Raw genomic sequence first — 22070 nt, 5'->3', positions numbered from 1 at the left:
CCATCGACCACCCGCCTGTCTCGCAATGTGAGATAAAGCGTCACATCGTGAGACGACCGAGCGGTCGGGGTCGGATCCCGGGCCTGAGCCCACCCTAGTCAGCCGCCGCGGGGGCGGCCGCCTTCACCCACGTTCCGTGACGGAGCACCCCGCGCACCTCGAGCTCCGGGCCGAAGACGACGGCGTCCGCTCGGCTCCCGACTCGGAGCCGGCCGACGTCGGGGAGCCCCAGGGCGTCCGCGGGCGCGGCCGTCGCCGCCCGCAGCGCGGCGTCGAGGTCGACCCCGGCGGCGACGGCGGAGCGCACCGAGCCGGCGAGCGTGGCCGTGGACCCGGCGATGGCCCCGGCTGCGCCATCCGCGCCGACCACCCGCGCGACGCCGTCGTGGACCCGGACCCGCAGGGGTCCGAGGGAGAAGTCGCCGTCGCCGCAGCCGGCGGCGGCCATCGCGTCCGAGACGAGGATCCACCGCTCCCCCGCCTCCCGGGCGACCCGCCGCACCGTGGCCGGATGCAGGTGGACGCCGTCCACGATGGTCTCGATCCCCACGCGGGGGTCCTCCAGCAGGGCGACGGCCGGCCCGGGCTCGCGGTGGTGGGCGGGCCGGCACGCGTTGTGCAGGTGGGTGGCCATCCGCGCGCCCGCCTCGATCGCCGCGCGCGTGACCTCGTAGGACGCGTCGGTGTGGCCGATCGCGACGAGGACGCCCGCCGCCCGCAGCGTCCGCACCGCGTCGAGGGCGCCCGGCAGCTCGGGGGCCAGCGTCACCATCGCGAGGCTGCCCGCGCCGGCCTCGACGAGGCGCGCGACGTCGTCGGGGGCCGGGGCGCGCAGGGACGCGGCCCGGTGCGCGCCGCGGTGCCGGGGCGAGAGCCAAGGGCCCTCGAGGTGCACGCCGGCCAGCACCCCCTCCGCGCACAGGGGCGTCAGGGCCGTCAGCTGCGCCGCGAGCGCGTCGACGTGGTCCGTGACGAGGGAGGCCACCACCGTGGTCGTGCCCGCACGGGCGTGGGCCGCGGCCGCCTCGCGTGCCGCGGCCGCGCCGGACTCGAAGGCGTGTCCGCCGCCGCCGTGGCAGTGCACGTCCACGCAGCCGGGAGCGAGGAGGCCGTCGCCGAGGTCGTGGACGGGGCCGCGGGTGCGCGGCGGGTCGCCGGTCCCGACAGCCACCACGCGGCCCTCGGCCAGGGCGATCCAGCCGGAGCCGCCGAGGCACTCGCCGTCATGGACGCGGTCCGCGCGCAGCACCGACGGGGATGCGACGGCCGGCGACGCCTGCTCGGCGCGCGGCCGGTGAGGGACCGAGGCGGGCACGGATGCACCTTCCGGGGTGGACGGGTCGATGGACGAGGGGCGCTCAGAGGCCCTGCCAGGACGGCTTGGCCTCCCCCATGTGGCGGTACTCCCCCGCGAGTTCGAGGTCGCCGTCGAAGACGCGGGCGTCGTCCCGCCGGGTCTGCGCGGCGAGCAGCTGCACGTCCACACTGCCGGCGTCGGGCAGGATGACGACCTCCATCAGCGCGCCTCCCGCCCGGGACGGGGCGCGGGTCCCCCGGCCCGGGCGGCGAGCTCATGCATGCTCATCCCCTGCTGGACGCGGCGTGCGGGCCGACCAGGCCTCAGCCCAGGTAGGCGCCCTCGGCGGCGGAGTGCACCAGCTTGGCGTACTTGCCCAGCACGCCCGTGGTGAACTTCGGCGCCACCGGCTCCCAGGACTCGCGGCGGGCGGCGAGCTCGGCCTCGTCCACGAGCAGGTCCATGGTGCGTCCGGCGATGTCCACGCGGATGCGGTCGCCGTCCTGCACCAGGCCGATCGGCCCTCCCTCGGCGGCCTCGGGGGCGATGTGGCCGATGCACAGGCCGGTGGTGCCGCCGGAGAAGCGCCCGTCGGTGATCAGCAGGACGTCCTTGCCCAGACCCGCGCCCTTGATGGCGCCGGTGATCGCGAGCATCTCGCGCATGCCCGGGCCGCCCTTCGGGCCCTCATAGCGGATGACCACGACGTCGCCGGCGGCGATGGTCCCGTCCTCGAGGGCGTCCATGGCGGCGCGCTCACGGTCGAAGACGCGCGCGGTGCCCTCGAAGACGTCCGCATCGAAGCCGGCGGACTTCACGACGGCGCCCTCCGGGGCCAGCGAGCCGTGGAGGATCGCGATGCCGCCGTTGGGGTGCAGCGCGTCGTCCATGGTGCGGATGACCCTGCCGTCCACCGGGTCCGGATCGAGCGCGGCCAGGTTCTCGGCGAGGGTCTTGCCGGTGACGGTGAGGGTGTCACCGTGCAGCAGGCCCTCGTCCAGCAGGGCCTTCATGACCACGGGGACGCCGCCGATGCGGTCCACGTCCGTCATGACGTACTGGCCGAACGGCTTGAGGTCGGCGATGTGCGGGGTGCGGTCGGCGACGCGGTTGAAGTCGGACAGCTGCAGGTCGACGCCCGCCTCCCGGGCGATGGCGAGCAGGTGCAGCACGGCGTTGGTGGAGCCGCCGAAGGCCATGGTCACGGCGATCGCGTTCTCGAACGCGGGCTTGGTCATGATGTCCCGGGCCGTGATGCCCTGGCGGAGCATGTTCACCACGGCCTCGCCGGAGCGGCGCGCGAAGGCGTCACGGCGACGGTCCGCGGAGGGGGCGGCGGCGGAACCGGGCAGGGACATGCCGAGGGCCTCGCCGATGGAGGCCATGGTGTTGGCGGTGTACATGCCGCCGCAGGCGCCCTCGCCCGGGGCGATGGACTTCTCGATGCGGAGCAGGTCCTCCTCGGACATGAGGCCGCGGGCACAGGCGCCGACCGCCTCGAAGGCGTCGATGATGGTCACCTGCCTCTCGGTGCCGTCGGTCAGGCGGGCGACGCCCGGCATGATCGAGCCGGCGTAGACGAACACGGAGGCCAGGTCCAGGCGGGCGGCGGCCATGAGCATGCCCGGCAGCGACTTGTCGCAGCCGGCGAGCAGGACGGAGCCGTCCAGGCGCTCGGCCATCATCACGGTCTCCACCGAGTCGGCGATCACCTCGCGGGAGACGAGGGAGAAGTGCATGCCCTCGTGGCCCATGGAGATGCCGTCCGAGACGGAGACCGTGCCGAACTCCAGCGGATATCCGCCGGCGGCGTGGACGCCGTCCTTCGAGGCCTGGGCGAGGCGGTCCAGGGAGAGGTTGCAGGGCGTGATCTCGTTCCAGGACGAGGCGATGCCGATCTGCGGCTTGCCGAAGTCCTCGTCCCCCATGCCGACCGCGCGGAGCATGCCGCGGGCGGCGGTGCGCTCCATGCCGTCGGTGACGTCGCGCGAGCGCGGCTTCATGTCGGGGGCGGCGGACGGGGTGCTGGGAGTCGACGCGGCGGAGTCCATGCCGCGGAGTCTAGTGAGCACGGCGCGAGAGGGCCGGAGCGACGTCCCCGTGTGACGGGCGCGGCGGCATGACACGTGCGGACGGGTCCGCGTACGTTGGGGTCATGGACACGCCCACCCTGCACAGACGGCTGCGCCGCGTCTTCGATGCGCGCGTGTTCAACCATGGCGACTACAACGTCGTCTACGGCCAGCCCTCGGGCTCCTCCTCCCCCCTCGTCATCGGGTACCGCCACCAGCCGCTCGAGATGCTGCTGTGCCCGTTCGACCCCACCTCCACCCCGGACGACCACGACCGCCGCACCCCGGGCGTGGCCGAGGACGACCCGCACGGCCCGGTGACCGAGGCCTCCGCAGACCGCGCCGACGTCGTCGGGGTGGGCCTGGCCAACGTGGCCACCGTGGCGGACACGGGCAGCGGCTATCAGGTGGAGACCGTCACGGGCTTCCGCACGTGGTTCGACGTCCCGGAGCACACGCGCGTCCCGGTGGGTGACCTCACGGAGGACGGCACCGCGGAGCTCGACCAGGCCGAGGACGCCACCGACTTCCACGCCTTCATGACCGCGTTCATGGATGAACTGGACCGCCTCTACGCGGCCCCGGAGCCGGACACGACGGACGTCACGCCCCCCGATTTGCACGGCGTCTGAAACCCCTGGTAGGGTTTCACCTCGTTGCACGGCGCACCGGAGAGATCCGAGAGGCGGTGCGGCACCTGCACCTCTAGCTCAACCGGTAGAGCATCTGACTCTTAATCAGCAGGTTCCGGGTTCGAGTCCCGGGGGGTGCACCACACGAAGCGAAGGCCCCGTCTCCACGGAGACGGGGCCTTCGTCGTCCCCGCTCCCCGGCAGGCCCCACCGTAGGCTTGGGCCCATGACCGACACGACCCAGCACCGCCTCCAGCCCGGCGACACGGCACCTGCGTTCACCCTCCAGGACCAGGAGGGCCGGCCCGTCTCGCTGCGCGACAGCGCGGGCAAGCACACGATCGTCTACTTCTACCCGGCCGCGTCCACGCCCGGCTGCACCACGGAGGCCTGCGACTTCCGGGACAGCCTCGCCTCCCTCACCGCGGCCGGCTACGTCGTCCTGGGGATCTCCCCCGACCCGATCGGCAAGATCATCCGGTTCGCCGAGCAGGAGGGCCTGACGTTCCCCCTGCTCTCGGATGAGGACCACGCGGTGGCCGAGGCCTACGGCGCCTGGGGCGAGAAGAAGAACTACGGGCGGACCTCCGAGGGCCTGATCCGCTCCACGATCGTCGTCGGCCCGGACGGGGAGGTCACCCACGCGCAGTACAACGTGAAGGCGACCGGCCACGTGGCCCGACTGCGCCGCACCCTCGGCCTCGACGAGGCCTGATCCGCGCCCGCAGCGCCCGGGCACCACACGGTAGGATCGGGCCTCGCCCCGTGCGCGGGGTGTGCGCGGGCGTGGCGGAACTGGTAGACGCGCTGGATTTAGGTTCCAGTGTCCTGGACGTGGGGGTTCGAGTCCCCCCGCCCGCACTCCCCGGGCCCGCCCGATCCCGACGTCACCTGCCAGAGGAGGCCGCCATGCAGCCCACTCGCCGCGCCTTCCTCGGCGGGGGCCTGGGCCTGCTCGGCCTGGGCGCGGTCGGCTGCACGACGTCGCCCGCGGCGCCGTCCACCGCCGCCCCGACCTCCTCGGGACCGGGTCGGCTGCTCGTGGTCGGCGCCCCGGCGCGGGCGCTGACGCGGGATCCGGCCCGTGCGCTAGACGTCGAGTCCTTCCGTCTGATCCGCCAGGTCTTCGAGACGCTGCTCGGCGTGGACCCGGACACCGGCGCCCCCACGCCCCGCCTCGCCGAGCGGCACGAGGAGTCCGACGGCGGCCGCCTCCACACGTTCCACCTGGTCTCCGGGGTGGTGTTCGACGACGGCGAGCCGTGCGACGCCGCCGCCGTGGTTGCGAACATCGAGCGGTGGGCCGCCGCCCCTGCGCCCGTGGACGGGACCGTCACCCCGCCCTCCTCGTTCGTCTCGGCCTTCGGCGGATACGCCGGGGACGCGGACTCCGCCTTCGCCGGCGTCGAGGCGCACGGAGAGCTCGAGGTGCGGCTGCGCCTGCACTCCCCCCGCCGTCACCTCGCGGCCGCGCTGGCCTCGCCGGCCTTCGGGATCTCCTCGCCGGCCTCGTGGGACCGCACGGTCGACGTGGACGGCTCCGAGGTCACCACCCCCGCCGGCACCGGCCCCTACCGCTGGGCCGACGCCGCGGAGACCGCCGAGCTCACGCGCGCCCACCCGGGCGCCTCGGGCGCGACGATCCTGGTCCCCAGCGCCGGCCACCGCGGCTCCGATCCGGCGGCGTACCCGGTGGCCGTGCAGGCGTGGGGTCGGGCCTCCGTGCGCCTGCGGGAGCTGCGGCGCGGCACGGCGGACGTGATCGACGTCGTCGCCCCCGGCCAGCTGCGCCCCCTCGTCGAGGCCGGCACCCAGGTGCTGCCCCGGGACCCCCTGGGCGTGCTCTACGTGGGCATGAACCTGGACCACCCGCGCGTGCGCTCTCAGTACCTGCGCCAGGCGATCGCGTACGCGGTGGACCGCCCGCGCATCGCCGGCAGCGACGTCTTCCTCGAGGGCACCCGCCTGGCCCACGACCTCGTCCCCCCGTCCCTCGGCGTCGGCGACGAGGAGGCGCGGCGCTACGACGTCAACCCGGGCCGGGCCCGCGAGTTCCTCCGCCTGGCAGGATACGACGGGGAGCCGTTGGAGTTCCTCTACCCGGCCGGCACGGCCCGCCCCTCCCTGCCCGAACCGGAGCGGGTCTACGCGATGGTCGCCCGCGACCTCGGCGCGGTGGGGATGCACATCGTGCCCGTGCCCGTGCCGGAGGACCAGGACTACCTGCACGCCGTGGTCTCCCGACCCACCCGAGCCCTGCACCTGATGGGCCGCACCGGCGACTACCGCGACCCGCACGCGTTCCTCGAGCCCTTCGCACGCTCGGGCCGCGCCGAGACCGGCTACCGCAACCCGCGCGTCGTCGAGGACGTGGACGCGGCGGCGGCCGAGACCGACGACGACGCGCGCCGCGGCCTGTTCCGCCGCGTCGTCCGGGCCATGGCCCTCGACCTGCCGGCGCTGCCGCTGGTCTACCCGATCTCGGCCCTGGCCACCGGCCCGCGCGTGGCCTCCTACCCGACGTCGCCGCAGCTGGACGAGCCCTTCTCGCGCGTCAGGCTGACCGAAGGCTGAACGCACCGGTAGTACAGTGGGAGATCACGGCGCCCGGCCCGACCGCCACTGCTCGGCCTGGTCGCACTGCGCCCACCCGCCGTCGTTCTGCTTCAGGAGTTGACCGTGCCCACCACCTCGTCCACCGCCACCCACGACGTCGTCCTGATCGGCGGCGGCATCATGAGCGCCACCCTGGGCGTGCTGCTGCAGAAGCTCGAGCCCACCTGGTCCATCGCCCTGTACGAGAGCCTCGACCAGGCCGGTCTGGAGTCCTCCGACCCGTGGAACAACGCGGGCACCGGCCACGCCGCCCTCTGCGAGCTGAACTACTCGCCCATGGACAAGAACGGCCGGGTGGACGTCACCAAGGCGCTGGGCATCAACGAGCAGTTCTGGACCACCCGCCAGTTCTGGTCCTCCCTGGTGGCGGACGGCACGCTCAAGGACCCCAAGTCCTTCATCAACCCGCTGCCGCACATGTCCTTCGTGTGGGGTGACGACCACGCCGACTACCTCCGCGCCCGCTACGAGGCCATGTCCGCCCAGCCGCTGTTCGCCGGCATGGAGCACAGCGAGGACCCGGAGCAGATCCGTGCCTGGGCCCCGCTGCTGATCGAGGGCCGTGAGTCGGGTCAGCGCCTGGCGGCGTCCCGCAACACGGGCGGCACCGACGTGGACTTCGGCTCCCTCACCCGCCAGCTCGTCACGGCCATGGCCGGCGCCGGCGCCGAGGTGCGCTTCGGTCACAAGGTCACCGGCCTCACCCGCGGCACGGACGGCCGCTGGGAGGTCAAGGTCAAGAACAAGGCCGCCGGATCCGAGGTCGTGGACCGCGCCCGCTTCGTCTTCGTCGGTGCCGGCGGCGGCGCCCTGCCCCTGCTGCAGAAGTCCGGCATCCCCGAGGTCAAGGGCTTCGGCGGCTTCCCGGTCTCCGGCCAGTTCCTGCGCTGCACGGACGAGTCCGTGGTCAACCAGCACATGGCCAAGGTGTACGGCCAGGCCGCCGTCGGCGCCCCGCCGATGTCCGTGCCCCACCTGGACACCCGCTTCGTCAACGGCAAGCGGTCCCTGCTGTTCGGTCCCTACGCCGGGTTCTCCACGAACTTCCTCAAGACCGGCTCCTACCTGGACCTGCCGCTGTCCGTGCGCCCGCACAACCTCAGCACGATGCTGGACGTGGCCAAGGACAACATGGACCTGACCAAGTACCTCGTGACCGAGGTGCTGAAGTCCCGGGACAAGAAGATCGACGCGCTGCACGAGTTCTACCCGGAGGCTGACGGCGGCGAGTGGGAGCTGATCACCGCGGGCCAGCGCGTGCAGGTGATGAAGCGCAAGGGCCGCTTCGGCGGCGTCCTGCAGTTCGGCACCGAGGTCGTCACCCACGCGGACGGCTCGCTCGGCGGCCTGCTCGGCGCCTCGCCGGGCGCCTCCACCGCGGCCCCCATCATGGTGAAGCTGCTCGAGCGCTGCTTCCCCGCGAAGATGGCCGGCTGGGACGGCACGCTCAAGGAGCTCATCCCGTCGCTGGGCCACACGCTCAACGACGACCCGGCGCTGCTGGACGAGGTCCGCACCGTCACGGACGCCGCACTGAAGCTGGCCTGAGGCCGCGATGGGAGCGCTCGCACGGTTCTCACTCGGCCGGCGGGCGCTCGTGGCGCTCGTCACCGTGTTCATCGCGGTCTTCGGCGTCCTCTCCGCCGGGCAGCTCAAGCGGGAGCTGATCCCCCCGCTCGAGCTGCCCGTCATCTCCGTCTCGACGCTCTACCCGGGGGCGTCCCCCGAGGTCGTGGACGCGCAGGTGGGCGAGCCCCTCGAGACGGCCCTGCAGGCCGTGGAGGGGCTCGAATCCTCGCGGTCCACGTCGCAGTCCGGCTTCAACGCGGTCCAGCTGGAGTTCGCCTACGGCACGGACCTGAACCGGGCCCGGTCCCAGGTGGACCGGGTGGTCGCCAACCTGGGGCCCCAGCTGCCGGAGGAGGCGGAGACCTCGTCCTTCGCGGGCTCCGTCTCCGACTTCCCGGTGGTCTTCCTCGCCCTGTCCGGGGACGAGGACCTCAACACCCTGCGCCGCCGCGCCGAGGACGTCCTGGCCCCGCGACTGCAGAAGATCGACGGCGTCCGCGGCGCCGACGTCCTGGGCGGCACGGACGAGAACGTCTCCGTGGTCCCGGACCCGGCCGCGCTCGCCGCCGCCGGGCTGACCACCTCCGACATCACCGACGCACTCGAGGAGAACGCCGGCCTCTTCCCCGTCGGCCAGGTCACCGAGGGCGCGACCACCTATCCCGTCCAGGCGGGCGCCGCCGTCGAGGACCTCGAGGGCCTGCGCGGGATCGTCGTCGCTCCCTCCGGCGACGGCGAACCGCGCACCCTGGACGAGGTCGCCGACGTCACCCTCGTGGCCGCGGCCCCCACGTCCCTGACCCGCACCGACGGGGTGCCGACGCTGTCCGTCTCCGTGACCGCGACCCCGGACGCCGACCTCGTGGCGGTCTCCGAGGCCGTGCGCGACGCCCTGCCGGAGCTGGCGTCGCTGGTGGGCGGCGGCGCGGACCTGACCGTGGTGTTCGACCAGGCCCCGTTCATCCAGCAGTCCATCGACACGCTGTTCCAGGAGGGCCTGCTGGGCCTGGCGTTCGCCGTGCTGGTGATCGCCGTGTTCCTGCTCTCGGTGCGCTCCACCCTCGTCACCGCCGTGTCCATTCCGCTGTCCCTGCTGGCCGCCCTCATCGGGGTGGCGGCCTTCGGCTACTCCCTCAACACGCTGACGCTCGGGGCGCTGACGATCTCGATCGGTCGGGTCGTGGACGACGCGATCGTGGTGGTGGAGAACATCCGTCGGCACCTCGGCCTGGGCGCCGACCGGCGCACCGCGATCCTGGACGGCACGCGCGAGGTCGCCACGGCGATCACCGCCTCCACCCTCGTCTCCGTGGCCGTGTTCCTGCCCATCGCCTTCGTGGGCGGCCTGGCCGGCGAGCTGTTCCGGCCCTTCGCCGTGACCGCCACGGTCGCCCTGTTGGCCTCCCTCGTCGTCGCCCTGACGATCGTGCCGGTGCTGTGCTGGTGGTTCCTGCGCGACCCACGGCGTGGGGCCGAGACCGCAGCCGCGCCCGCCGTCCCCGGCGACCGGCCCGTGGCGGCCGGCGGGTGGCTCACGCGGGCCTACCGACCGGTGCTGCGCTGGACGCAGCGGCACACCGTGGTCACCCTCGCCGCCGCCCTGGCGCTGCTGGCCGGCACGGCCGCGCTGGTCCCGCTGATCCCCACGAACCTCCTGGGCGACTCGGGACAGAACTCGTTCGTCGTCACGGCGGAGCAGGAGCCGGGGGCGTCGCTGGAGACGACGGCCGCCGCCGCCGAGCGCATCGAGCGGGTGCTGCTGGACACCGACGGCGTCGAGACGGTCCAGTGGACGGCCGGCACCGCCGCCGGTCCGATGGGGGCCTTCGGCGGCTCCTCGGCGGACCGGGCGCGGTTCACGGTGGTGACCGACCCGGATGCCGACCAAGGGGCCCTTCAGGACGGGGTGCGCGCCGAGCTCACCGGTCTCGACGGCGTGGGCGACGTGTCCGTCTCCACACAGCAGGGGCCGAGCGGCGGCCAGGACATCGAGGTGTCCGTCTCCGCCCCCGACCCGCAGGCCCTCACCGCGGCCGCCGATCAGGTCGCCCAGGCGCTGCGGCCCGTCGAGGGTGCCCGCGAGGTGACGACGCCGGCCTCGGACCTGCGCCCGACGTTCCAGGTGGACGTGGACACCGTCGCCGCCGCCCGGCTCGGCCTGACCGAGGAGGCGGTGGCCGGCCAGGCCGCCGCCGCCCTGCAGGCCGTGCCCGCGGGCGAGGTCCGCTTCGGGTTCGAGAGCTTCGCGGTGCAGCTGGGTGACCCGGAGCCGGTCGAGTCCCTCGACGCCCTGCGCCAGGTGCCCGTGGAGACGGCCGAGGGACCCGTGCCGCTGGGGGACCTCGCCGAGGTCTCGCGGGTGTCCGTGCCCGCCCGGGTGACGTCCTCGAACGGCGAGCGGACCGCCGTCGTCACGGTGACCCCGGACGACGAGGACCTCGGGGCCGTCTCACGCCGGGTCACGCAGGCCGTGGCGGAGCTGGACCTGCCCGAGGGCGTCACCGCGGCCGTGGGCGGCGCGGCGGAGCAGCAGGCGCAGACGTTCCGGGACCTCGGGCTGGCGTTGCTGGCCGCCGTGGCGACCGTGTACGTCGTGATGGTGGCGACGTTCAACTCGCTGCGCCAGCCGCTCGTGCTGCTCGTGTCGATCCCCTTCGCCGCCACGGGCGTGTTCCTGGCGCTGCTGGCCACCGGCACGCCGCTGGGACTGTCCACGATGATCGGGCTGCTCATGCTGGTGGGCATCGTGGTGACGAACGCGATCGTGCTGATCGACCTGATCAACCAGTACCGACGCGACCGCGGAATGACCTTGGACGAGGCGATCGAGGTGGGCGCGCTCAACCGCGTGCGCCCGGTGGTGATGACGGCCCTGGCCACGGTCCTGGCCATGACCCCGATGGCCCTGGGCGTCACGGGGCACGCGGGGTTCATCTCCCAGCCCCTCGCGGTGGCCGTGGTGGGCGGCCTGGTGTCCTCCACCCTGCTCACCCTCGTGCTCGTGCCCGTGCTGTACCGGCTCACCGAGGTCCGCGGGGAGCGCCGCCTGCAGGAGGAGCGCCGTGTCGCGGCCGAGCGGGAGGCGCAGCGCGTCGCGGCGGAGCGGGCGGCCGAGCGGGAGCGCCGGGCCGAGCAGGGAAGCGCGGCCCCGTCCGAGCTCGACGCCGGACGCCTCGGCCGACTCCGGCAGCGCCTCCGCCGGCGGTGGCGCCGGGCCTGACCTCACGCGTGGCGCGGACCGGGGCGGCGGGGCGCACCCCCGCCGCTCAGGCGCCGTCGTGCACCGCGAGGCTCGAGCCGCGCCGGTCCTTGCGCACCTCGAGGCGCACGCCGATCTCCTGCCTCATCCGTTCGACGTGGGAGACGAGGCCCACGGTCCGGCCGCCGGTCCGCAGGGTGTCCACGACGTCCAGGACGTCGTCGAGGGTGTCCGCGTCGAGCGAGCCGAAGCCCTCGTCCACGAAGAGCGTGTCCAGTTCGATGCCGCCGGCTTCGGCCTGCACGGTGTCCGCGAGCCCCAGGGCGAGGGCGAGGGAGGCCATGAAGGTCTCGCCGCCCGAGAGCGTGGCCGGGTGGCGTGTCTCGTCCACGTAGTGGTCCCGGATGACGAGTTCGAGGCCCTTGTTCCCGCGCCCGCCCACGGCGTCGGAGTACTCGATCGAATACCGCTGGTCCGTCATGGCGAGCAGACGCTCGGTGGCCGCGGCGGCGATCTCCTCGAGCCGCCCGGCGAGGACGTAGCTCGTCAGGGGCATCTTGAGCAGGTTCTCCCCGCCGCCGCGGACGAGGTCGAGCAGAGCCCGCACCCGCGTGTGCTCGGCGATGAGCCCGGCGGACCGCTCCAGGACCTCGGTCAGGGCGGCCGACAGCCGGCGCACCGTGGCGACGAGCGAATCGAGCCGCCCGACCGCCGTCGCCCGGGACGAGCTCGTGGCCTCGGCCGCGGCGAGCGCCTCGGCGGCGGCGCGGGTCTGCTCCTCGGTCGGCGGCGCGACGCCCGCCTCGGCGAGGGCGCGGCCCCGGCGGACGGGCTCGCTCGTCTCGAGCTCGGCGAGGCGGGCCCGTTCGGCGTCCCACTCCTGCACGGCGGCCGTGCGGGCGGCGGCGTCCGTCTCCTCGAGGCGGGCCGCGCGCGCCGCGTCGACGTCGTCGAAGTGCTGTTCGGCCAGCGCGGCGGTGAGCGCCTGGCCGGTCTCGTCCGCGACCGCCCGGGCGCGCGCGTCCTCGTCCTGCGCCGCCGCGAGCGCGGCCAGGACCCGGCGTGCGGCGGTGACCTGGTCGCCGCGGGCGTCGAGGGTCTCGGCGTCGCCGCGGGCGGCCTCGACGGCGTCCCGCAGCTCGGTCAGCCGGGCGGTGCGGTGGGCGGCGGCCTCGGCGAGCCGGCCGTCCTCGGCCGCGAGCGCGGCGGCGGTCTCGTCGGCCCCGGCGAGCGTCTTCTCGGCGGCGGTCAGCCGGCGGCGGTCCGCGGCGAGGTCCTTCGCCGCCTGGTCCAGCACGGCCCGTTCGGCCTCGGCGCGCTCGAGCGCCTCTCGCGCGGCCTCGGGTGCGAGCCCGGCGGCGGCCTCGCGCGCCGTGCGGAGGGTCTGCTCGGCGGCGCGCAGGGCGGTCTCGGCGTCGGCCGCGGCACGGTCGGCCGCGGTCCGGGCCTGCTCGGCGTCCCGCACGTCCGCCTCGGTCACCGTGGTGTCCGCGGTGGCGGCCGGGGCCGGGTGCTCGGGCGAGCCGCACACGGCGCACGGCTCGCCGGGCACGAGCCGCTCCGCCAGCTCGGAGGCGGCCTGCTCGTACCGGGCACGCAGCAGACCGACGTGCCGTTCGGCGGCCTCACTCCGCCGCTCCTGTGCCTCCCGATGGGCCCGGGCCGCGGTCTCGACCTCGACGGCGCGGGCAGCCGCGGCCTCGGCGGCCGTGCGGCGCGCGGCGGCCTCGTCCACGGCGCGGTCCACGGCCTCCCGGGCACCGAGACGCTCGGTGCCGCGTTCGACGGCCGAGCGGAGTGTCGCGACGGCCGCCTCACGCTCGGGGCGGGACTCGACCAGGGCGGCGCGGTCGCGGTCGATCTCGGCCCGCCGCTCCGCCGCGGCGGCCGCCTCCTGCTCCAGCTCGCGCATCCGGTCACGGTCCCGGACGGCGCGCGCCACCGCCTCCGCGGCGCGCTCGGCCTCCCCCAGCGCCTGGCGGGAGGCGGGCGCGTCGGCGGCCCCGTCCGCCCGGGCGGCGGCGAGCCACGCCGCCGCGATCGGCTCGTCCTCGACGTGCGCCAGGGCCTGCGTCACCGCCTCCGACGCGGTGCCGGCGACGTCCGCCGCCGCGGCGGCCCGGTGCACGGCCGCGAGCACCCGCCCGGCGCACTCATGGGCGTCGACGGCGCGGCGCCGCGCGGCGGCGGTCTCGGCCTCGGCGTCGTGGTCGCGTCGACGGCGCCCCCACGCCTCGGCCGCGGCCAGGTCCCGCCCGCGGGTCTCCAGCTCACGCGCCGTCCCCCGAGCCTGCTGCTCGGCGGCGCGGGCCATGGCGAGGCCGGCCCGTGCGTCCTCCTGGGCGCGACCCGCGCGCTCGGCGGCGAGGGTGAGCAGCCGCTCGTCCGTGTCCGGTGACGGCTCCGGCGCATGCCAGTCCGGGCCGAGCGCCTCGTGGAGCGCCTCGGCCAGCTGCGCCCGCGCGGTCCGGGCCACGTCCGCGTCCACGGCCACCGCGGTGTCCAGCCGGGCCGTCTCGCCGCGCAGGTGCTCCTCGACGCCGTCGAAGCGCTGCGTGCCGAAGAGCCGCCGCAGCAGGGCGCGGCGCTCATCCGACTTCGCGGTGAGGAACTGGGCGAACTGCCCCTGGGGCAGCAGGACCACCTGCATGAACTGCTCTGCGTCCAGGTGCAGGACGTCCGCGATCTGCTGGCCCACCTCGTCCGCCCGGGTGAGCGGCGCCGTCCATTCCCCGGCCACGCGTTCCCGCAGGGAGACCGTGGCCGGCGTGGTGACGGTGGCACCCCCCGCCGCGCTGCGTCGCCGGCGGGGCCGCTCGTGCTTGGGCGAGCGGACCACCTCGAAGCGCCGGCCCTGCACGGTGAACTCGACCTGCACCTCGGGGATCACCGCGCCGGGCTCGCGCAGCGTGGTCACGAGCGACTCGGCCGACCGTCCGCCCGGCACGGTCCCATAGAGGGCGAAGCACAGCGCGGCCAGCACGGTGGACTTGCCCGCGCCGGTGGGCCCGTCCAGCAGGAACAGGCCGGCCGCGTTGAGCCGGTCGAAGTCGACGTCCTGCGCCTGGGCGTAGGGCCCGAGCCCCTCCAGGCGCATCCGGTGGATCCTCATGCGCGCACCTCCGCCGCGCGGGCGGCCTCGAGGGCGTCCCCCAGCAGGTCCCGCTCGGCCTCGTTGGCCGGCCGCTGCCGGACGTGGTCCACGAAACCGACCGCGAGCGCGTGGTCCGAGGGCGCCTGCCGCAGGACCTGGGCGTAGGTGCGCTCCCGGGCCCGCCTCCCGCCGGCCGGTTCGTGGCGGAAGACGAGCACGGAGGGGAACCGCGTCTTGAGACGCTCCAGGGCCCGCTCGGGGCGGTCGTCGTCGGTGACGGTGACCTGCACCCAGCACTGCTCCGCCCACGCGAACTCCGGGGACTCCAGCAGGTCCTCGATCGGCCCGGACAGCACCGCCAGGCGCCGCCCGGCGTCCCAGTCCACGGCCTCGACGTCGGTGACGGCCCCGCCCGTGACGTGGACGAGCCAGCCGCCCTTGCGGTGGCCCGCCTCGGAGAAGGAGTACGGCAGCGGAGAGCCGGAGTACCGCACGTGCTCGGCCAGCCGCTGCCGGCCGTGCAGGTGGCCCAGGGCCGCGTAGTCGAGCCCGTCGAACACGGAGACCGGCACCTGCCCCAGCGTGCCCACCAGCATCTCGGGCGGGGCGTCCGGCTCGACGTGCTCCCCTTCGCCGATGTCCCGTTCGGACTCGGAGCCGTGGCCCCCGGCCGCGAACAGGTGGGCCAGCACGACGCCGGCCACCGGCTCCGGCGCCTCGGCGCGGCGGGCGGCCAGATCGGCGTGGACGCGGCGGACCGCCTCCGTCAGCACGGCCGTGTGGTGGGGCTCCACGCCCCAGGCCGGTCCCTGGTGGCGCGGTTCGAGGTAGGGGATGCCGTAGACGGCGACGGTCTGGCCTGTACCGCCGTCGACCCCGGGCTCGGTGAGCAGCACGGGGCGGTCCAGCTCCGCCGCGTCCGCGCGCACGTGCACGCCCGCGGCCGCCAGGAGTCCGCCGCCGAAGCCGAGGCGCACCGCCGAGTCGTGGTTGCCGCTCGTGAGCACCACCTGGGCGCCGGCCGCGTGCAGCCGGGTGAGCGTCCGGTCCAACAGCCGGACGGCGTCCGCCGGCGGCAGCGCGCGGTCGTACACGTCCCCGGCCAGCAGGACGGCGTCCACGCCGCGCTCCGTCACGGTCGCGACCAGGGCGTCCAGGACCTCCTCCTGGGCCTCGAGCAGCCCGGTGCCGTGGAACGACCGGCCCAGATGCCAGTCCGAGGTGTGCAGCAGGATCATGCGGCCCACTCTAGGGAGGCTGCGGACGGGATAAGCACGACGCGGCGCAGCTCGTACGATGGCGGCATGTCCGCCACCGCGCCCGAGCCCACCGCCTCCTCGTCCACGCCCCTGCCCGGCCCCGAGCACGCCGACCGGGTCCTGGCCCTCCTCGCGGCCGGTGCCGCCGGGGACGCGCTGGGCGGCGTCGTCGAGTTCACCCCCGCGTCGGGGATCGCGGCGGTGCACGGCCCCGCCGGCGTCACCGACGCCGCGGACCTGCTCGCCCAGGAGGGCGCCCACGCCCTGCCGATCACCGACGACACGCAGCTGACGCTGTACGTGCTCGACGGCCTGCTCGAGTGGATCGAGTGGCAGAACGACGGCGTCCCGGCCGATCCCGCCGCGTGCGTGTGGCTCGCGTGCCTGCGCTGGTTCGCCACGCAGGACGGCGCGCTGCCCGAGGACGCTCCCCCGGCCCCGCCCCGCTGGATCGACGCGCACGCGGAGCTGAAGGTGCGCCGCGCGCCGGGCACGGCGTGCCTGAGCGGGCTCGCCGAACCGGGGATGGGCCTGCCGGGCGACCCGCACAACCCGGGTTCGAAGGGCTGCGGGACGGTCATGCGCTCGGCCCCGTACGGGATGGTGCCGGGGCTCGAGGATCCGCACGTCGTGTCCCTCGCCCGCCAGGGCGCCGTCCTCACGCACGGCCACCCCACCGCGTGGGTCGCGGCGGCCGCGTACGCCCTCGTCATCGCGGCCCTGCTGCGCGGCCTGGACCTGGCCGCCGCGGTCGCGCACGCCCGCGCGTGGCTCGACGGCCTGGGCGAGGAGGCAGAGGAGACCCGCGCCGCCGTCGCCGCGGCGGTCGACCTGGTCGGCACCGTCGACGCCGACCCCGGCGCCCCCGGCGCCCTCCCCACCGCGCTCGGCGAGGGCTGGGTCGCGGAGGAGGCCCTGGCCATCGCGCTGTATGCCGCGCTCACCGCGCAGGCGGCGCACCCGGCCGATCCGGCGGCGGCGCTCGCCCTGGCGCTGCGGATCGGCGTGAACCACGACGGCGACTCCGATTCCACGGCCTCGCTGGCCGGGCAGGTGCTCGGCGCGGCGCACGGCACCGCCGTGTTCGGTGCGCACGACCCCGCGGACCGCGCCGCGGCCGAGGCCTCCGTCCCGGGGTGGATCGCCGAGCGCGAGGTCATCCTGGAGGCCGCCCGGCGCTGGAGCGCCGCGACCACCTGAGCGGTTCAGCGCGCGGCGTCCGGCCAGTTCCCGTCGAGCATCTGCAGGAACTCCCCCTCGGAGACCAGGGCGATGGCCTGCCCACGCTCCCGCCGGCGCAGGGCGTCCCGCGTCTTGCGGTGCGCCAGCGCCGTGGTCACGGCCTGCGGTGCCCCGTCCTCGGCGCGCGGGCGGTGCAGGTCCGCGGCCTCGAAGCCGTCCCCCACGACGAGCATCGTGGTGGCCGCGCCCACCCGGTTCGCGGTCTGCGCGCCGTGCGCGGCCGCGCGCGTCTTGGCACTCTGACGCGACATGCCGATGCCGCCCGTGAACACCACGGTCTGGCCGAACAGGGGGTGGCCCGGGTCGGCGGCCGGGTTCGGAAGCGGATTGACGCCCTCGTCCGGCCAGCGCATGAAGTCGGGCATGGCGCGTTCGTCCCGCAGCGGGACCCGCGCGTCGAAGACGCCCTCGGTGCGCCGGGCCTGGCGGGTGGCCTTCGACTCGGCGCCCGATCCCGCCGCCTTGGGGGCGAGGACGCTGACGCTCAGCCCCTGGGCCCGCATCAGGCGGTCGACGCCGCGGCCGGCCGGCGCGTCGGTCAGCCCCGGCAGGACCTCCGCGTCGGCCGGCGGCGCCCCCAGCACGCGCCGGCCGATGTCCACGAGGATGGCCGCGCAGGCCTCGGCGTCGGCCAGTGCGTCGTGGTGGCGTCCCGGGGTGAAGCCGGCCTCGCGCGCCGCGGAGGGCAGGGCGTACGAGGGCAGGTCGTAGACGCGGCGCGCCAGCACCAGGGTGCACACGAACTCCAGGCCCGGCACGTCCCGCCCGGAGACCTCGAGGCCGGACTCGATGACGCCGACGTCGAAGCCCGCGTTGTGCGCCGCGAGCACGTCCGTCCCCACGAAGTCCGCGAGCTCGTCGTACACCTGCGCGAACCGGGGGGCGTCCAGGACGCGGTCCTCGGTGATGCCGTGGATGCGCACGTTGCGGGGATCGAACCGGTCGAAGCCCACGGGCGGACGGATCAGCCACTCAGCACGGTCCACCATGACCCCGTCCCGCACCCGAACGGCGCCCACGGCACACGGGGAGCCGCGGAAGCCGTTGGCGGTCTCGAAGTCGATCGCGGTGAAGTCCAGCCCCGGCACGGGGGCGCGCCCGCCGCTCACGGGCGCGCGTCGAGCGCGTCCACCAGGTAGGGCAGCAGCGCGCGGAAGGCGTGCCCCCGGTGGCTGATCGCGTTCTTGTCCTCGGGGCTCAGCTGCGCGGTGGACACGTCCCGGCCCTCGGGGCGCAGGATCGGGTCGTAGCCGAAGCCGCCGTCCCCCACGGGCTCGCGCAGCAGCGTGCCGGGCAGGCGGCCGTGCTCGACGTGCTCGACGTGGATGGCCCGGGCGCCCGCGGTGTCCGGGCCGCTGGGGACCGCGAGCGCGGCGGCGCACACGAACTGGGCACCCCGATGCTCGTCCGGCACGTCGGCCAGCTGGGCCAGCAGCAGCTCGAGGTTGGCACGGTCGTCCCCGTGGCGCCCGGCCCAGCGGGCCGAGAAGATCCCGGGGGCGCCGTGCAGCACGTCCACGGCCAGACCGGAGTCGTCCGCGACGGCGATCAGCCCGGTGTGCGCGGCCACGGCGCGGGCCTTCTTCAGCGCATTCTGGGCGAACGTGACGCCGTCCTCGACGACGTCCGGGGCGCCCACGGCGCCCGCGTCCACCACCGCGGTCTCCATGTCGAGGCCGGGCACGGCGCCGGCGAGCAGCTGCCGCAGCTCGCGCACCTTGCCCGCGTTGTGCGTGGCGAGCACGATGCGGGCGCCCTCCGGCGCACCCGACGACGAGGAGGCGGCCGGCCCGCTCACGCCCGGTCCTCCGTGGCGGCGGCCAGGGTCTCGGCCTGGATGCGGGCCAGCTCGCCCGTGCCGATCAGGGCCAGGTCCAGCAGGGTGTCCAACTCGGCGCGGGTGAACGGCGCGCCCTCGGCGGTGCCCTGCACCTCCACGAACTCCCCGGCGCCGGTGACGACCACGTTCATGTCCGTCTCCGCCTTCACGTCCTCCACGTATGGCAGGTCGAGGACGGGCACCCCGTCCACGATGCCCACGGACACCGCGGCGACGGAGTCCTTGAGGACGGCGGCGCCCTTGGCGAGGATCCCCTCGCGCCGCGCCCAGGCCACCGCCTCGGCGAGGGCGACGTAGGCGCCCGTGATGGCGGCGGTGCGGGTGCCGCCGTCGGCGTCGAGGACGTCGCAGTCCAGGACGATGGTGTTCTCCCCCAGGGCGGACAGGTCGATGACGGCGCGCAGGGACCGGCCGATCAGGCGGGAGATCTCGTGGGTGCGCCCGCCGATCCGGCCCTTGACGGACTCGCGCTGGTTGCGCTCGTTGGTGGCCCGCGGGAGCATCGCGTACTCGGCGGTGACCCAGCCGGTCCCCTCGCCCTTGAGCCAGCGCGGCACGCCCTCGGTGAAGGAGGCGGTGCACAGCACGCGGGTGTTCCCGAACTCGATCAGGGCCGAGCCCTCCGCCTGCCGGGACCAGCCCCGGGTGATGGTGATGGGGCGCAGCTCGTCGACGGCGCGGCCGTCCGGGCGGGGGGCGGTGGTGGCGGGAGAGCTCATGGTCTCCAGTCTAGGCACGCCCTCAGACGCCGTAGCTCAGCCCCGAGACGGCGACGGCCAGCGGGCCGTCGTAGACCGCGCGGGCCTCCTGGACGGCGCGCTGCGGATCGTTCCACACCGGCAGGTGCGTGAGCAGCAGCTTCCGGGCCCCGGCCTGCGCCGCCGTCTCGCCGGCCCGTCGGCCGGTCAGATGGACGCCGTCGATGCCGTCGTCCCGGCCCTCGTGGAAGGCGGCCTCGCACAGGAACATGTCCGCGTCCCGCGCGGCCTCGACGAGCCCCTCGCACGCGTCGGTGTCCCCGGAGTAGGTGAGCACGCGGGTGGTGAGGCCGCCGTCGTCGTCGACGCGGTCCACCTCGACCCGGATCGCGTAGGCCTCGTCGATGGGGTGGCGCACGGGGACCGGGGTGAACCGGAACGGACCCAGCCGCTCGGTCCGGCCGGCAGTCCAGCACCGGAACTCGAAGTCCTGGTGCATCCCCGGCTCGGGGTCCATCCCGTACGCCTCGGCGATGCGGTCGGCGGTGCCGGCGGGTCCGTAGACGGGCAGCCGGCCGCGGCCCCAGCCGGCCGGGTTCCAGCGGATGGCCACGTGCATCCCGCACAGGTCCATGAAGTGGTCCGGGTGCAGGTGGGAGAGCAGGATGCCGTCCAGGTCCTCGAGATCGACGTAGCGCTGCAGCACGCCGAGGGCGCCGTTGCCGAGGTCCAGCAGGATCCGCCACGTGCGCGGGGTGACGCCGTCCTCGGCCACGCCCTCGGCGGTCAGGAGGTAGCACGAGGCGGGCGAGCCCGGGCCGGGGAAGGACCCGGAGGCCCCGATGATGGTCAGCTTCACGTCACACCCTCCTGCTCGGCGCCCGGCCGCACGGAGGCCGTCGAGCGCGTCGGGACCGGCGCAGCCGCGGGGCGGGGCGCGCCGATCGTCTCCAGGCGTCGCACGGACTCGACCTCAGGTCCGAGGAAGCGGCGCGCGAGGGCCTGGAAGTGGTCGGGGTCGCCGGTGGCGGCGAAGCGGTGGCGGGTGGCCTGGCCGGAGCCCGCGGCCGAGTGGGGGTGCTCGAGGCCGAGGCGGACCAGTTCCCGGTAGAGGTCCTTGGCGGTCTCCTCCGCGGAGGAGACGAGCGTGACGTCCTCCCCCATCACGAGCGAGAGCGCGCCGGTCAGCAGCGGGTAGTGGGTGCATCCCAGCACGAGGGTGTCCACGCCCGCCGCACGCAGCGGGGCCGTGTACTCCCGGGCGGTCTCCAGCAGTTCGGGGCCGGTGGTGATGCCGGCCTCCACGAACTCCACGAACCGCGGGCACGCGACCGAGGTGATCTCGAGGTGCGGGGCGGCCGAGAACGAGTCCTCGTAGGCGCGGGACCCGACGGTCGCCTCGGTGCCGATCACGCCGATCCGGCCCGTGCGCGTGGCGGCCACGGCGCGGCGCACGGCGGGCTGGATCACCTCGATCACGGGGATGCCGTGGCCTCCCGTGTAGCGCTCGCGAGCGTCGCGCAGCACGGCGGCCGACGCGGAGTTGCACGCGATCACGAGCGCCTTCACGCCGCGCGCGACGAGCTCGTCCATGATCGCCAGGGCCAGGGCCCGCACCTCGGCGATGGGCCGCGGGCCGTACGGCGAGTGCTCCGTGTCGCCCACGTAGAGGATGGACTCGTGGGGCAGCTGGTCCATGATCGCCCGGGCCACGGTCAGCCCGCCCACGCCCGAGTCGAACACGCCGATCGGCGCGGCGGCGTCCACGACGGTGCGCCGGCCGGTCACTGCTCGCCCTCCGCGTCCCCGGCGCCCGGCGCAGACTCGTCCGATCCCTCGGGCAGCTCGCTGAGCATCTCCGTCATGAGCGTCTCCAGCAGCCACGAGGTGAAGTTGTAGAGCAGGGCCATGGTGGACTCGACGTCCTCCGCGCTGCGCCAGTCGTCCACGGCGTGCACGCGAGCGGCGTCCTCCTCGGTCTCGACGCCCAGGCGGGCGGCGAGGACGAGGCGCACGTCGTTGAGCGCGCGGCCGAAGGCCGGCGCCTGGTCGTGCGGCACCTCCACGCGCGTCGAGCGCAGCAGCTCGAGTGCCAGGCGCGCGTCCGCGAGCTTGCCCTCGGACAGGGCGTCCTCGGTCAGGGCCCGGTGGGCGCCCTGCTCGGCGGCGCCGGCCTGGGGCATCGCATCCGGCAGCAGGCGTGCGACGGCCGGGTCGGCGGGGGCCGAGCGCTGCGACTCCGGGCCCTGGCTCAGGTGCAGGCCGGAGACCAGCCCCCAGAACGCGGCGTCGGACGCGTCCAGTCCGGCCACGGGGCCCGCGTCCTCCGCGGCGGACGCGGACGGCGGCGCCGCCGGGATGTCCTCGGGCGTGTCGACGCCGTCGTTGGCGGCCACGGCCCCGGCGGGGTCCGCCTCGGCGGGGCGCACGTCCGCGCGTCGGCCCTCGAGCAGGGCGACGACGTCCCTGACCAGCCCGCGCAGCAGGCGCACCTCCGGCAGCTCCAGCTGCGCCGTGTACCCCCGCCGCGTCCAGCGGAACCGCTCTGCCAT

The 22070-nt window shown here is 75.2% G+C and carries 17 protein-coding genes and 2 tRNA genes; 8 read left to right on the top strand and 11 right to left on the bottom strand.

Annotated elements, in window-relative coordinates; genetic code table 11:
• Positions 1–94: 94 nt before the first annotated feature.
• From AC3RKA_RS04030 to ilvD, 3 genes are all read right to left on the bottom strand, one after another.
• A complete protein-coding gene (locus AC3RKA_RS04030; protein WP_489727529.1) occupies positions 95–1315 on the bottom strand; it encodes an N-acetylglucosamine-6-phosphate deacetylase in 1221 nt (406 codons plus the stop codon).
• Between the two features lie 43 nt (positions 1316–1358).
• Positions 1359–1517 carry a hypothetical protein gene (locus tag AC3RKA_RS04025; RefSeq protein ID WP_396743142.1) on the bottom strand — a complete coding sequence of 53 codons (159 nt, stop codon included), beginning with the start codon at positions 1515–1517 and terminating at the stop codon, positions 1359–1361.
• Positions 1518–1620: 103 nt separating this feature from the next.
• Positions 1621–3348, bottom strand: coding sequence for a dihydroxy-acid dehydratase (ilvD, locus tag AC3RKA_RS04020; protein ID WP_060775813.1), 1728 nt, complete (start codon positions 3346–3348; stop codon positions 1621–1623).
• Positions 3349–3452: 104 nt separating this feature from the next.
• Between ilvD and AC3RKA_RS04015 the strand changes: the two genes are divergently transcribed.
• From AC3RKA_RS04015 to AC3RKA_RS03985, 7 genes are all read left to right on the top strand, one after another.
• Positions 3453–4001 carry a hypothetical protein gene (locus AC3RKA_RS04015; protein ID WP_126860350.1) on the top strand — a complete coding sequence of 183 codons (549 nt, stop codon included), beginning with the start codon at positions 3453–3455 and terminating at the stop codon, positions 3999–4001.
• A gap of 67 nt (positions 4002–4068) precedes the next feature.
• A tRNA-Lys gene (locus AC3RKA_RS04010) sits at positions 4069–4144 on the top strand.
• Between the two features lie 83 nt (positions 4145–4227).
• Positions 4228–4716 carry a thioredoxin-dependent thiol peroxidase gene (gene bcp / locus AC3RKA_RS04005; RefSeq protein ID WP_489727528.1) on the top strand — a complete coding sequence of 163 codons (489 nt, stop codon included), beginning with the start codon at positions 4228–4230 and terminating at the stop codon, positions 4714–4716.
• Between the two features lie 65 nt (positions 4717–4781).
• Positions 4782–4862 (top strand) — tRNA-Leu (locus AC3RKA_RS04000).
• 48 nt (positions 4863–4910) lie between these two features.
• Complete coding sequence (locus AC3RKA_RS03995) at positions 4911–6575, top strand: ABC transporter substrate-binding protein (RefSeq protein ID WP_489727527.1); 1665 nt, start codon at positions 4911–4913, stop codon at positions 6573–6575.
• A 99-nt stretch (positions 6576–6674) separates the two neighbouring features.
• A complete protein-coding gene (locus AC3RKA_RS03990; RefSeq protein ID WP_241185704.1) occupies positions 6675–8165 on the top strand; it encodes a malate:quinone oxidoreductase in 1491 nt (496 codons plus the stop codon).
• Between the two features lie 7 nt (positions 8166–8172).
• Entirely contained in the window at positions 8173–11406 is a 3234-nt protein-coding gene (locus AC3RKA_RS03985; RefSeq protein ID WP_489727526.1) for an efflux RND transporter permease subunit, read from the top strand.
• A 46-nt stretch (positions 11407–11452) separates the two neighbouring features.
• On the opposite strand, the gene AC3RKA_RS03980 is transcribed toward AC3RKA_RS03985, so the two are convergent.
• Together AC3RKA_RS03980 and AC3RKA_RS03975 are read right to left on the bottom strand one after the other, a co-directional pair.
• A complete protein-coding gene (locus AC3RKA_RS03980) occupies positions 11453–14497 on the bottom strand; it encodes an AAA family ATPase (protein WP_489727525.1) in 3045 nt (1014 codons plus the stop codon).
• Positions 14494–15717: an exonuclease SbcCD subunit D gene (locus AC3RKA_RS03975; RefSeq protein ID WP_489727524.1), complete on the bottom strand. Its 1224-nt coding sequence runs from the start codon at positions 15715–15717 to the stop codon at positions 14494–14496. Before AC3RKA_RS03975 ends, AC3RKA_RS03980 begins: the two co-directional genes overlap by 4 nt.
• Before the next feature lie 66 nt (positions 15718–15783).
• On the opposite strand from AC3RKA_RS03975, the gene AC3RKA_RS03970 reads away from it, so the two are divergent.
• Entirely contained in the window at positions 15784–16938 is a 1155-nt protein-coding gene (locus AC3RKA_RS03970) for an ADP-ribosylglycohydrolase family protein (RefSeq protein WP_410993320.1), read from the top strand.
• Positions 16939–16943: 5 nt separating this feature from the next.
• Here the strand turns inward: AC3RKA_RS03970 and AC3RKA_RS03965 are convergent, their stop codons facing one another.
• From AC3RKA_RS03965 to AC3RKA_RS03940, 6 genes are read right to left on the bottom strand one after another with little or no spacing between them, the layout of a single operon-like run.
• A complete protein-coding gene (locus AC3RKA_RS03965) occupies positions 16944–18089 on the bottom strand; it encodes a 3'-5' exonuclease (RefSeq protein ID WP_489727523.1) in 1146 nt (381 codons plus the stop codon).
• Positions 18086–18778, bottom strand: coding sequence for a non-canonical purine NTP pyrophosphatase (locus tag AC3RKA_RS03960; RefSeq protein WP_489727522.1), 693 nt, complete (start codon positions 18776–18778; stop codon positions 18086–18088). Before AC3RKA_RS03960 ends, AC3RKA_RS03965 begins: the two co-directional genes overlap by 4 nt.
• A complete protein-coding gene (rph, locus tag AC3RKA_RS03955; protein WP_002857227.1) occupies positions 18775–19539 on the bottom strand; it encodes a ribonuclease PH in 765 nt (254 codons plus the stop codon). Before rph ends, AC3RKA_RS03960 begins: the two co-directional genes overlap by 4 nt.
• Before the next feature lie 22 nt (positions 19540–19561).
• Complete coding sequence (locus AC3RKA_RS03950) at positions 19562–20377, bottom strand: MBL fold metallo-hydrolase (protein ID WP_206396133.1); 816 nt, start codon at positions 20375–20377, stop codon at positions 19562–19564.
• The gene (gene murI / locus AC3RKA_RS03945) at positions 20374–21306 is read right to left on the bottom strand and encodes a glutamate racemase (protein ID WP_049158362.1); all 933 of its coding nucleotides are present in this window, start codon (positions 21304–21306) and stop codon (positions 20374–20376) included. Before murI ends, AC3RKA_RS03950 begins: the two co-directional genes overlap by 4 nt.
• Complete coding sequence (locus AC3RKA_RS03940; RefSeq protein WP_489727521.1) at positions 21303–22070, bottom strand: DUF2017 family protein; 768 nt, start codon at positions 22068–22070, stop codon at positions 21303–21305. Before AC3RKA_RS03940 ends, murI begins: the two co-directional genes overlap by 4 nt.

The organism is Micrococcus sp. iso_229, from assembly GCF_058072725.1.
The sequence above is the reverse complement of the archived record's forward strand: the minus strand, read 5'-3'. Positions and strand labels throughout refer to the sequence as shown.

Bases quoted from the DNA above. Each gene is read 5' to 3' on its own strand.
- AC3RKA_RS03940 (WP_489727521.1), bottom strand. From the start codon at position 22,070: ATGGCAGAGCGGTTCCGCTGGACGCGGCGGGGGTACACGGCGCAGCTG.
- AC3RKA_RS04015 (WP_126860350.1), top strand. From the start codon at position 3,453: ATGGACACGCCCACCCTGCACAGACGGCTGCGCCGCGTCTTCGATGCG.
- AC3RKA_RS03970 (WP_410993320.1), top strand. From the start codon at position 15,784: ATGTCCGCCACCGCGCCCGAGCCCACCGCCTCCTCGTCCACGCCCCTG.
- AC3RKA_RS03995 (WP_489727527.1), top strand. From the start codon at position 4,911: ATGCAGCCCACTCGCCGCGCCTTCCTCGGCGGGGGCCTGGGCCTGCTC.
- ilvD (WP_060775813.1), bottom strand. From the start codon at position 3,348: ATGGACTCCGCCGCGTCGACTCCCAGCACCCCGTCCGCCGCCCCCGAC.
- bcp (WP_489727528.1), top strand. From the start codon at position 4,228: ATGACCGACACGACCCAGCACCGCCTCCAGCCCGGCGACACGGCACCT.
- AC3RKA_RS04025 (WP_396743142.1), bottom strand. From the start codon at position 1,517: ATGGAGGTCGTCATCCTGCCCGACGCCGGCAGTGTGGACGTGCAGCTG.
- AC3RKA_RS03980 (WP_489727525.1), bottom strand. From the start codon at position 14,497: ATGAGGATCCACCGGATGCGCCTGGAGGGGCTCGGGCCCTACGCCCAG.
- AC3RKA_RS03985 (WP_489727526.1), top strand. From the start codon at position 8,173: ATGGGAGCGCTCGCACGGTTCTCACTCGGCCGGCGGGCGCTCGTGGCG.
- AC3RKA_RS03975 (WP_489727524.1), bottom strand. From the start codon at position 15,717: ATGATCCTGCTGCACACCTCGGACTGGCATCTGGGCCGGTCGTTCCAC.
- rph (WP_002857227.1), bottom strand. From the start codon at position 19,539: ATGAGCTCTCCCGCCACCACCGCCCCCCGCCCGGACGGCCGCGCCGTC.